This is a genomic window from Streptomyces sp. NPDC005263 (assembly GCF_042872365.1).
GTDB lineage: Bacteria > Actinomycetota > Actinomycetes > Streptomycetales > Streptomycetaceae > Streptomyces.
Genome location: NZ_JBIAKJ010000009.1, coordinates 124,284 through 134,531, shown reverse-complemented (window position 1 = coordinate 134,531; position 10,248 = coordinate 124,284). Strand labels below are relative to the sequence as shown.

The following is a 10,248-nucleotide window of genomic DNA, read 5'->3' as shown; positions in this document are numbered from 1 at the left end:
CGTCAAGACCCGCGGCGTCAGCCCGCGACTCCGACGACCAGCCAGATGAACGCCACTCCGGCGACCGTGCACAGCAGCGTCGAGCGGGCGGGGTGCTCGTGGTGGGCCTCGGGGAGGATCTCGGCGGCCGCGAGATAGAGGAGCGCGCCGCCGAAGAACCCGAGATAGCCGCCGAGCACCCCCTGCGGGATCGTGAAGAAGAGCGTGGAGGCCGCGCCCACGACCGGGGCCGCCGCGTCCGCGAACAGCATCGCCAGGGCCCGACGGCGGGCGTTGCCGTACAGGCTGGTGATCGTGTACGTGTTGAAGCCGTCCGCGAAGTCGTGGGCGACGACGGCCAGCGCGACCGCCGCGCCCATGCCGCCGCCGACCTGGAAGGCCGCGCCGATCGCCACCCCGTCCATGGCGCTGTGGCCGACCATCGCCGCGGCCGCGGTCAGGCCCACCTGGGGCGCCCTGCCGTCGCGGGGAGCGGTCTCCTCGGCGCCGTGCGCGGCCTGACGGCCCGCGAGCAGGCGCTCCACCATGTGGGCCAGCAGGAATCCGGCCACGAACAGGAGCAGCGCGGCGGGGACGCCGAAGACCTCGGTGCCGGCCGCGTCCAGCGACTCCGGCAGCAGATCCAGGCCGACCACGCCGAGCATCAGGCCGCCGGCCAGGCCCAGCACGAGATGGCGGCGGTCGGTCACCCGCAGTGCCGTCCAGCCGCCCGCCAGCGTCATCAGGAACGCGCCGAGCGCGACAAAGACCGCCATGTGCCCTTGGTATCCGATCAGGGCCCGGTCACGCACCTCCGAACCCAGCAGCACTGAACTTCCGCACGAGAGGACCCGAACCCATGGCCGATGCCCCCACCGGCAAAGTGACCTTCGTCGGTGCCGGCCCCGGCGCCGCCGACCTGCTGACGATCCGTGCCGCGCGTGCCATCGCCGACGCCGACGTCGTGATCTGGGCGGCCAGCCTGGTCCAGGCGGAGGTCCTCCAGCACGCGCGCGAGGACGCGGAGATCCTCGACTCGGCGACGATCTCCCTGGAGGACGTGGTGGCCGTGTACGAGCGGGCCCTCGCGCAGGGTCTGCGGGTGGCCCGCATCCACTCCGGCGACCCCGCGCTGTGGGGCGGTACGCAGGAGCAGCTCGACCGGTGTGCCCGGATCGGCATCGAGACCGAGGTGGTCCCGGGCGTCTCCGCGTTCTCCGCCGTCGCGGCGCTCGCCGGGCGTGAGCTGACCATCCCGGAGGTCGCCCAGTCCGTGGTGCTCACCCGGCTCGGCGGCGGCAAGACGCCGATGCCGCCCGGGGAGGAGGTGCGGGAGTTCGCCAAACACGGCACCACGATGGCGATCTTCCTGTCGGCCGCGCGCAGCGGTCAGCTCGTGCGGGAGCTGCTGGAGGGCGGCTACCCGACCGGCACGCCGGTCGTCGTCGCCTACCAGGCGACCTGGCCGGAGGAGCTGATCGTGAAGTGCACCATCGGCACCCTGGAGGAGACGGTCAAGGAGCACAAGCTCTGGAAGCACACCCTGTTCCTGGTCGGCCCGGCGCTGGACGCCGAGGGCACCCGCTCGCACCTCTACCACCCCGGTCATTTCCACGGCTACCGCAAGGCCGACCCTGAGGCCCGCAAGGTCCTGCGCGCCCGGGGTGCCGGCACATGAGGGACCGTCCGATCACCGTCGTCGGTACGGGGACGGGGACGGGGGCGCCGCTGCCGCCCGACGCCGCGGCCGCCGTGGCGGGGGCCGGGCTGGTCGTGGGCGGCCGGCGGCATCTGGCCGCCGCGCCGGTCGCCGCGGACGCCGAGCAGGTGGTCCTCGGTGCGCTGGCGCCCGCCCTGGACAGGATCGAGCGGTATCTGGACGAGGAGGGGCACGCGGGCCGGAGCCCGGTGGTCGTGCTGGCCTCCGGCGACCCCGGGTTCTTCGGGATCGTGCGAGTGCTGGCGGAGCGGTTCGGTGCCGAGCGGCTCGATGTGCGGGCCGGTGTCTCGTCCGTCGCCGCCGCCTTCGCCCGGGTCGGGCTGCCCTGGGACGACGCGGTCGTGGTCAGCGCGCACGGGCGTGAGCTGCGGACGGCGGTCAATGTGTGCCGGGCCCGGCCGAAGGTCGCCGTGCTGACCGGGCCGGGTGCGGGGCCCGCGGAACTGGGGGCCGCGCTCGGGTCCGCCGCGCGGGTCCTGGTGGTCGCCTCCGCGCTCGGCTCCGAGGACGAGCGGGTGGAGCGGGTGACACCGGCCGAGGCCGCGGCCCGGGACTGGGGATCGTCGGTGAGTGTCGTGCTGTGCCTGGACGAGGCGCGGGCGCTCGGCGCGGTGCGTACGGTCGCGGGGGCGCCCGCCGGGCCCGCCGGATGGGCCCTGGACGAAGGGGAGTTCGCGCACCGCGACTCGATGATCACCAAGTTCGAGGTGCGGGCGCTGGCACTGGCCCGGCTCGGGCCCCGCCTCGGTGACGTGGTCTGGGACGTCGGCGCGGGGTCGGGTTCGGTGGCCGTGGAGTGCGCGCGGTTCGGCGCTGCCGTGACCGCGGTGGAGAAGACCAGCGACGGGGCCGGGCGGATCCGTGCGAACGCCGCCGCGCACGGCGTCGACGTGCGGGTGGTGCACGGGGCGGCGCCGACGGTGCTGTCCGGCCTGGACGATCCCGACGCGGTGTTCGTCGGCGGCGGAGGGCGCGAACTGCCCGCCGTCGTCACGGCGTGCGCGCGGCGGGCCCGGCGGGCCGTCGTCGTCGCGATGGCCGCGCTCGACCGGGTACCGGCCGTGCGGACGGCGCTCACCGACGCCGGCTTCGACTGCGACGGGGTGCTGTTGCAGTCGTCCCGGCTCGCCCCGCTGCCGGGGGACGTGACCCGGCTCGCGGCGACGAATCCGGTTTTTCTGCTGTGGGGCGTCAGACCCCCGGCACAGCGTGAAGGAGTGAATCAGTGATCGGCCTCATTTCCGCCACCGCGGCGGGCGCGGCGGCGCGGGACCGGCTGGCCGCGGCCTGGCCGGAGCGGACCCGGGTGTACGACGGCCCGGTCGGGGACGCCGTACGGGCCGCGTTCGCGCAGTGCGAGCAGCTCGTGTGTTTCCTGGCGACGGGGGCGGTGGTGCGGCTGCTCGCGCCGCTGCTGGACGACAAGGCGTCCGACCCGGGCGTGGTCTGTGTCGACGAGGGCGGACGGTTCGCCGTGTCGCTGCTGGGCGGACACGGCGGCGGCGCCAACACGCTCGCGGACGAGGTCGCTGCGGTGCTGGGCGCGCGGCCCGTGGTGACGACGGCCACGGACGCGGTCGGACTGCCGGGCCTGGACACCCTCGGGTTCCCGGTGGAGGGCGATGTCGCCGCGGTGTCGCGGGCCCTGCTCGACGGCGAACCGGTGGCGCTGAAGGCCGACTTCGGCTGGCCTCTTCCGGCCCTCCCGGTCACCGGGGAAGGCCGGTACGCGATCCGGCTGACGGACCGCCTGGTCGAACCCGCCGAGCGTACGGTCGTGCTGCGCCCGCCGTCCCTCGTCGTCGGTGTGGGCGCCTCCCGGGGCGCCCCGGTGGAGGAGGTGCTGGGGCTGGTCGAGGCCGCGCTGCGGGACGCGGGACTGTCGGCCCGCAGCATCGCCGAACTCGCCACCGTCGACGCCAAGGCGGAGGAGACCGGGATCGTCGAGGCGGCCGAGCGCCTGGGCGTGCCGCTGGTGACCTGGTCCGCACCGGAGCTGGCCTCGGTGAACGTGCCCAACCCGTCCGACGCGCCGCTCGCCGCCGTCGGCACCCCGTCCGTGGCGGAGGCCGCGGCGCTGGTGGGCGGGGGTGAACTCCTCGTCCCCAAGCGGAAGTCGGCGGCGGATCCCGCCATGGCGACCTGTGCGGTGGTACGGCGCCCCGCGCGCGGCCGGCTCGCGGTGGTCGGGCTCGGACCGGGCGCCCGGGACCTGCTCACGCCCCGCGCGCAGGCGGAGTTGCGGCGCGCCTCCGTGCTCGTCGGTCTCGACCAGTACGTCGACCAGATCCGCGACCTGCTGCGACCGGGCACCCGGATCCTGGAGTCGGGGCTCGGGGCGGAGGAGGAGCGGGCCCGGACAGCCGTCGAGGAGGCCCGCAAGGGCCGGGCCGTCGCGCTGATCGGCAGCGGGGACGCCGGCGTGTACGCCATGGCCTCCCCCGCGCTCGCGGAGGCCTCCGACGACATCGACGTGATCGGCGTGCCGGGCGTCACCGCCGCCCTCGCGGCCGCCGCGATCCTCGGCGCCCCGCTCGGCCACGACCACGTGTCCATCAGCCTCTCCGACCTGCACACGCCGTGGGAGGTCATCGAGCGGCGGGTGCGGGCGGCGGCCGAGGCGGACATCGTCGTGACGTTCTACAACCCGCGCAGCCGGGGCCGCGACTGGCAGCTGCCGAAGGCGCTCGCGGTCCTCGCCGAGCACCGGGAGGCCACGACACCGGTCGGTGTCGTACGGAACGCGTCACGACCGGACGAGTCCGCCCGGCTGACGACCCTGGCCGACCTGGACCCGGCGACGGTCGACATGATGACGGTCGTGACCGTGGGCAACACCGCGACCCGGCGGATCGCCGGGCGCATGGTGACGCCGCGCGGCTACCGCTGGCAGCAGAGCCCGCGGGACGGACGGGAGGAGACCCGGTGAACCGTGTGGTCCACCCGATCGAGCAGGAGTCCTTCCGGCGGCTGCGCGCCCGCCTGGAAACCTCGCACTTCCCGCCGCTGACCCGGGCGGTCGTGGAACGGGTCATCCACTCCGCGGCCGACCTGGAGTACGCGACGGATCTCGTCATGGACGAGGGCGACCTGGCGAAGGCGCACGCCGCGCTGCACGCCGGGGCGCCCGTGGTCGTGGACGTGGAGATGGTCGCGGCCGGGATCACCCGGCGGGAGACCGTCTGCCGTCTCAAGGACGCCACCGCCGGCCCCGGGCTGACCCGTTCGGCCCACGCGATCCGGCTGGCGTACGAACAGGTCGGCCCGGGCGCCCTGTGGGTGATCGGCAACGCCCCCACCGCGCTGGAGGAACTGCTGACCCTGGACGCCTCCCCCGCGCTCGTCATCGGCCTGCCCGTCGGCTTCGTCGGCGCCACCGAGTCCAAGGCCGCGTTGCGCGAGAGCGGGCTGCCCGCTGTCAGCAACGTGTCCGAGAAGGGCGGTTCGGCGGTCGCCGCCGCCGCGCTCAACGCCCTGCTGTACCACCCCGATTCGCATCCCGAGGAGCAACCGTGACCACCCCGCCGCCCGCCCTGCTCATCGCCGGCCACGGCACCCGGGACGACGCCGGAGCCGAGGCGTTCCGCGACTTCGTACGGCGCCTGGGCGAGAGCCACCCCGAACTGCCCGTCGCGGGCGGCTTCATCGAACTGTCCCCGCCGCCGCTGGGTGACGCGGTCACCGAGCTGGTGGAGCGGGGGGTCCGCCGGTTCGCGACGGTTCCGCTGATGCTGGTGTCCGCCGGACACGCCAAGGGGGACATCCCGGCGGCGCTGGCCCGCGAGAAGGAACGGCACCCGGGGATCTCGTACAGCTACGGCCGTCCGCTGGGCCCGCACCCCGCGCTGCTGAGCGTGCTGGAGCGACGGCTGGACGAGGCGCTCGGTGAGTCGGTGCGCACGCCCGCGGACCGGGCCGACGTGACGGTGCTGCTGGTGGGGCGCGGGTCCACGGACCCCGACGCGAACGCCGAGGTGCACAAGGCGGCCCGGCTGCTGTGGGAGGGGCGCGGATACGCGGGCGTGGAGACGGCGTTCGTGTCGCTGGCGGCGCCGGACGTGCCCAGCGGCCTGGACCGGTGCGCGAAGCTCGGGGCGCGGCGGATCGTGGTGCTCCCCTACTTCCTGTTCACCGGGATCCTGCCGGACCGGGTGCGGCAGCAGACGGAGGGCTGGGCGGCCGCGCACCCGGAGGTCGAGGTCCGGTCGGCCGATGTCATCGGTCCGGAGCCGGAGTTGCTGGACCTGGTGTGGGAACGTTACGAGGAGGCCGTCAAGGGCGACCTGCGGATGAACTGCGACTCGTGCGTGTACCGGATCGCGCTGCCCGGCTTCGAGGACAAGGTCGGTCTGCCGCAGCAGCCGCACTTCCACCCCGACGACGAGGACCACCACCACGGGCACCACCAGCACGGAGGACACCCCCACTCCCATGCGCACTGAGGGACATGACCTGCGCCACCACGGCGACGCCGAGGTGCGTGACGTCGGCTCGGCGGTCGTCGACCTGGCCGTGAACGTCCGTGCGGACACCCCGCCCGGCTGGCTGCGGGAGCGGATCGCCGAGTCGCTGACCTCGCTGGCCGCCTATCCGGACGGGCGGGCGGCGCGGGCGGCGGTGGCGGCGCGGCACCGGCTGCCGGTGGAGCGGGTGCTGCTGACGGCGGGTGCCGCCGAGGCGTTCGTCCTGCTGGCGCGGGCCCTGAAGGTGCGTCGGCCGGTCGTGGTGCACCCCCAGTTCACGGAGCCGGAGGCGGCGCTGCGGGACGCCGGTCACTCGGTCGAGAGGGTGCTGCTGCGGGAGGAGGACGGTTTCCGGCTGGATCCGGCGGCCGTTCCCGAGGACGCCGACCTGGTCGTGGTCGGCAACCCGACGAACCCCACGTCCGTGCTGCATCCGGCCGCCGTGATCGCCGAACTGGCGCGTCCCGGGCGGACGTTGGTGGTGGACGAGGCGTTCATGGACGCGGTGCCGGGTGAGCGGGAGGCGCTGGCCGGGCGGACGGACGTGCCCGGCCTCGTGGTGCTGCGCAGCCTCACCAAGACATGGGGGCTGGCCGGGCTGCGGATCGGTTATGTGCTGGCCGCGCCGGAGACCGTCGTGGAACTGGAGCGGGCCCAGCCGCTGTGGCCGGTGTCCACGCCCGCCCTCGCGGCGGCTCAGGCGTGCGTCTCACCGCGGGCGCTGGCGGAGGCGGGCCACGCCGCCCACCGGGTCGCCACCGACCGGGCGCATCTGGTCGCGGGCCTTGAGGAGTTCGGCGCCGACGGGCTGCGGGTGGCGGGGCCTGCCGAGGCGTCGTTCGTGCTCGTCCGGCTGCCGCACGCCCTGGTCGTACGACGGCATCTGCGCGACCTCGGGTTCGCGGTCCGGCGCGGGGACACCTTCCCGGGGCTGGACGAGGAGTGGCTGCGGCTGGCGGTACGGGACCGGGTGACCGTCAACTCGTTCCTCCAGGCGCTGGACCGGGCGATGGCTCTGGCGCAGCGCTGAGCCGGGGCGCCACCCGTTCCCGGGTGCCGTCAGGGAAGCGGATCTCCACGGTGCCGTCCTCGGCGACCGAGGCGCCGGCTCCCGTACGCAGCGCGTCCGGGTCGGCGCTGAGCACCACGAGGGTGACCAACAGTCTGGCGCCATCGTCGAGTTGGAGCACGGGCGTCGCCGAGTGGTGGCCCACGGCGTTGGTGCCGACGGCCGTCGTGACCGTGGCCACGGCGCCCTCCCAGCCGTACAGGCCGGTGATCGCGCTGGTCAGGCCGTCCGCACGGCGGGCCGACGCCTGGCAGGGCCCGGTCCGGGCGACCGGCGTCGCGGTGTCGTCGGCGACGGCCCAGCCGCCTTCGCGGACCGGCGTCCCGGGCGGGACGTCGAGGTGATGGACCCGCACCTCCCAGGGGCCGTGCACCACGCTCACCGTCTCCATGCGGTGTCCCCGTGCCCGGTGCCAGGAGGCGGCACGGCCGCCCGAGACACCGAGCGGGTGGATACGGCCGCGTGCGGACGGCGTGCCGTCGGGGGCGAGCAGGGCGAGGTGGTTGTCCGGCCCGGTGCCCGGGGCGTCGGGGGTTTCGGGTGCCGTCGCGCTGGAGTACGCGAACCGGGCGTAGTGCGGGCTGTCCTCACCGGTGGCAGGCGGGGGCGGGAACCGGTCGCTGCCGTGGTTGACGAGCCGTACGATCCCGTCGGCGGCGGTGGAGTGCAGGAGCCAGCCGGGGGCCGGGAGGGCCAGCCGTACGTCGGCTCTGTCCACCGGGGCGGGCTCCTCGGGTGCCGTCCACACCGGGTGGTTCTCGGGCAGCAGCAGGCCCAGGAAGGCCTTGCTCGCCCAGTACGGGGAGGCGGGGCCCGAGTAGCGCTGGGTGACCGGAAGGAAGGGGCGGTACCAGCCGAGGGTGAGCAGACCCCGCTCGTCCGGCACGCCGCGCTCGGCGAAGTGCTTCAGCGCGCCCGAGGCGAGGCGGCGGGCCCGGCCGGGGGGTAACGGGGTGGCGTCGGCGAGGGCGCCCGCCCACAGCGGTGCGGTGGTCGCGAAGCGGTAGGTGAGGGAACGGCCCTGGTGCACCGGGGCGCCGTCGGAGCCGAAGAAGTGCTGGTGGACGGCGAGGAACTCACGCAGCCTGGCGCGGTGCCTGGCCACCGTCGCGGGGTGCGCGCGGGGGCCCGCGATGCGTGCCCACAGCACCGGGTACAGGTGCAGCGCGAGGGCGTTGTAGGAGTCGAACTTGCGGCCGTCGCCGTCGGTGTACCAGCCGCCGCCCCGGTACCAGTCGTCGAGACGGGCGAGCCCGGCGTCGATCTCGGCGCGGCTGTGCGGGGCGCCGACGGAGGCCAGGAACTCCTCCGTGATGACCTGGAACAGCCGCCAGTTGGAGTCGTTGACGTCGGCCCCGACGAAACCGCCCAGCCAGTCGGTGACCTGTCCGCGGACGCGGTCGTCGAGGTGGTCCCACAGCCAGCGGCGGGACTCGTGCAGGGCGATCGCGATCGACGCGGCCTCGACCATGGGCTGGGCGCGGTCGGTGATGGGCGGCCAGCGTTCGCCGCCGTGCGGGTCGGTGCCGGCGGCGAGTCCGGCCGCGTACCGCTCGACCAGGCCGGGGCCGACGCGACCGCCTGAGCCGGCGATCCGGAAGGCGGCCAGCAGGAAGGACCGGGCGAACCCCTCCAGGCCGTCCGACCAGGGCCCGGAGTGGCTGGGTGGCCCGGGCAGCCGGTACTGCGCGAAGCCCGGCGAGGCGTACGGCACCAGCCCCTCCAGGAGACGGTCGGCGGTCGCCTCCCAGTGGGCGCGGGTCCAGCCGGTGACGGGGGACGAGGTGTGGTCGGGGGGCGGGAGCAGATGCGTCGGGTCGCCGGGCGGGGAGATGTGCGGTGCGGTCATACGAGGTCCGGTCCTCCATAAGCAGGGGGCACCATGGCGCCCCATAGGGGCGCGGGGAACTGCGCGACCAGCCACAGATCACCCGCAGCGAACTCACGATCCTTCCGGCGGAGCCCCAACACTTCGGCGCACAACGATGTGCGTGCCCAACAGATGGCGGCTCCCAGCCGCATGCTCCGGATCCCGCAGAGCGATCCGCACGGCCGCCCGCCCGAGTTCCTCCGCGGGCGTCCGCACCGTGGTGAGCGGCGGGTTGAAGTCCTCGGCGAGCGGGATGTCGTTGTACCCGACGACGGACACGTCATCGGGGACGACGAGCCCCACGTCGGCGATGGCGCGCAGCGCACCCGCGGCGACCATGTCGTCCCCGGCGACCACGGCGGTGAACTCCCTCGTCTCCTTCAGGAGTTCGGTCATGGCCCGCAGACCGGCGGTGCGACCGAGGCCGCAGTCGACGACGCGCGCGGCCGCCGGCGGCAGCCCGTGCTCGGCGAGCGCGCCCCGGTATCCGGCGACCCGGGCGTCGAGGGCGGTGTTGCCGGGCAGGCCCCCGAGGAAGACGATCCGCCGATGCCCCGCCGACAGCAGATGCCCGGTGATGGCCCGGGCCCCCGCCTCGTTGTCGAACTCGACGACGAGCGCGGGCAGGTCGGGCCCCGGCGCCGGCCGCCCGCACAACACCAGCCGCGCCCCGGACGCGTCCAGGGCCTGCGCGTAGTGCGTGACGCGCGAGCGGTACGCGTCGTCCTCGACGACCCCGCCGACCAGGATCACCAGCCGCGCGCCCTCCTCCCGCATGAGCTGCACGAACTCCATCTCGCGCTGCGGGTCCCCGCCGGTCGCGCCGACCACGCACAGCCAGCCCCGGTCGGCGGCCTCCGCCTCCACGCCCTCGGCGACCTGGGCGTAGAACGGGCTGGTCACCTGGCGGACGACGACCGCGGCCATCTTGCGGCCGCCGCCGACCAGGGCGCGGGCGTGCGCGTTGGCGACGTAGTCGAGGTCGCGGGCCGCGCGCAGCACACGGGTCCGGGTCGCGGTGGGCACCGGATGGTTGCCGCTCAGGGCGCGGGAGGCGGTGGCCATCGACACGCCCGCCCGTTCGGCGACCTCCCGGATCGTGACCCGTCGCTTGGGCCCCATGTCGTTCCCCATCCCCGCGTCTCCT

At 75.0% G+C, this 10,248-nt stretch carries 9 protein-coding genes; 6 read left to right on the top strand and 3 right to left on the bottom strand.

What is annotated here, in order from left to right; translation table 11 throughout:
* Positions 1-17: 17 nt before the first annotated feature.
* Positions 18-755, bottom strand: a complete 738-nt coding sequence (locus ACFYRY_RS33520; protein WP_389154271.1) for a ZIP family metal transporter — start codon at positions 753-755, stop codon at positions 18-20.
* An 83-nt stretch (positions 756-838) separates the two neighbouring features.
* On the opposite strand from ACFYRY_RS33520, the gene cobM reads away from it, so the two are divergent.
* Genes cobM through cobC form a run of 6 tightly spaced genes read left to right on the top strand, consistent with a single transcriptional unit; the run spans position 839 to position 7,192 of the window.
* Positions 839-1,657, top strand: a complete 819-nt coding sequence (gene cobM, locus ACFYRY_RS33515; protein WP_389154268.1) for a precorrin-4 C(11)-methyltransferase — start codon at positions 839-841, stop codon at positions 1,655-1,657.
* Entirely contained in the window at positions 1,654-2,928 is a 1,275-nt protein-coding gene (gene cbiE, locus ACFYRY_RS33510; RefSeq protein ID WP_389154265.1) for a precorrin-6y C5,15-methyltransferase (decarboxylating) subunit CbiE, read from the top strand. Before cobM ends, cbiE begins: the two co-directional genes overlap by 4 nt.
* Entirely contained in the window at positions 2,925-4,628 is a 1,704-nt protein-coding gene (cobJ, locus tag ACFYRY_RS33505) for a precorrin-3B C(17)-methyltransferase (RefSeq protein WP_389154262.1), read from the top strand. The genes cbiE and cobJ overlap by 4 nt, the downstream gene beginning before the upstream one ends.
* A complete protein-coding gene (locus tag ACFYRY_RS33500; protein ID WP_389154259.1) occupies positions 4,625-5,215 on the top strand; it encodes a precorrin-8X methylmutase in 591 nt (196 codons plus the stop codon). Before cobJ ends, ACFYRY_RS33500 begins: the two co-directional genes overlap by 4 nt.
* The gene (locus ACFYRY_RS33495) at positions 5,212-6,141 is read left to right on the top strand and encodes a sirohydrochlorin chelatase (protein ID WP_389154256.1); all 930 of its coding nucleotides are present in this window, start codon (positions 5,212-5,214) and stop codon (positions 6,139-6,141) included. The genes ACFYRY_RS33500 and ACFYRY_RS33495 overlap by 4 nt, the downstream gene beginning before the upstream one ends.
* Positions 6,131-7,192, top strand: coding sequence for an Rv2231c family pyridoxal phosphate-dependent protein CobC (gene cobC / locus ACFYRY_RS33490; RefSeq protein ID WP_389154253.1), 1,062 nt, complete (start codon positions 6,131-6,133; stop codon positions 7,190-7,192). Before ACFYRY_RS33495 ends, cobC begins: the two co-directional genes overlap by 11 nt.
* Here cobC and ACFYRY_RS33485 read toward each other — a convergent pair.
* Positions 7,140-9,080: a DUF2264 domain-containing protein gene (locus ACFYRY_RS33485; RefSeq protein ID WP_389154250.1), complete on the bottom strand. Its 1,941-nt coding sequence runs from the start codon at positions 9,078-9,080 to the stop codon at positions 7,140-7,142. The genes cobC and ACFYRY_RS33485 overlap by 53 nt on opposite strands.
* A 93-nt stretch (positions 9,081-9,173) precedes the next feature.
* On the bottom strand, positions 9,174-10,223 hold the full coding sequence (locus ACFYRY_RS33480; RefSeq protein ID WP_389154876.1) for a LacI family DNA-binding transcriptional regulator: 1,050 nt from the start codon (positions 10,221-10,223) through the stop codon (positions 9,174-9,176).
* Between the last annotated feature and the right edge of the window lie 25 nt (positions 10,224-10,248).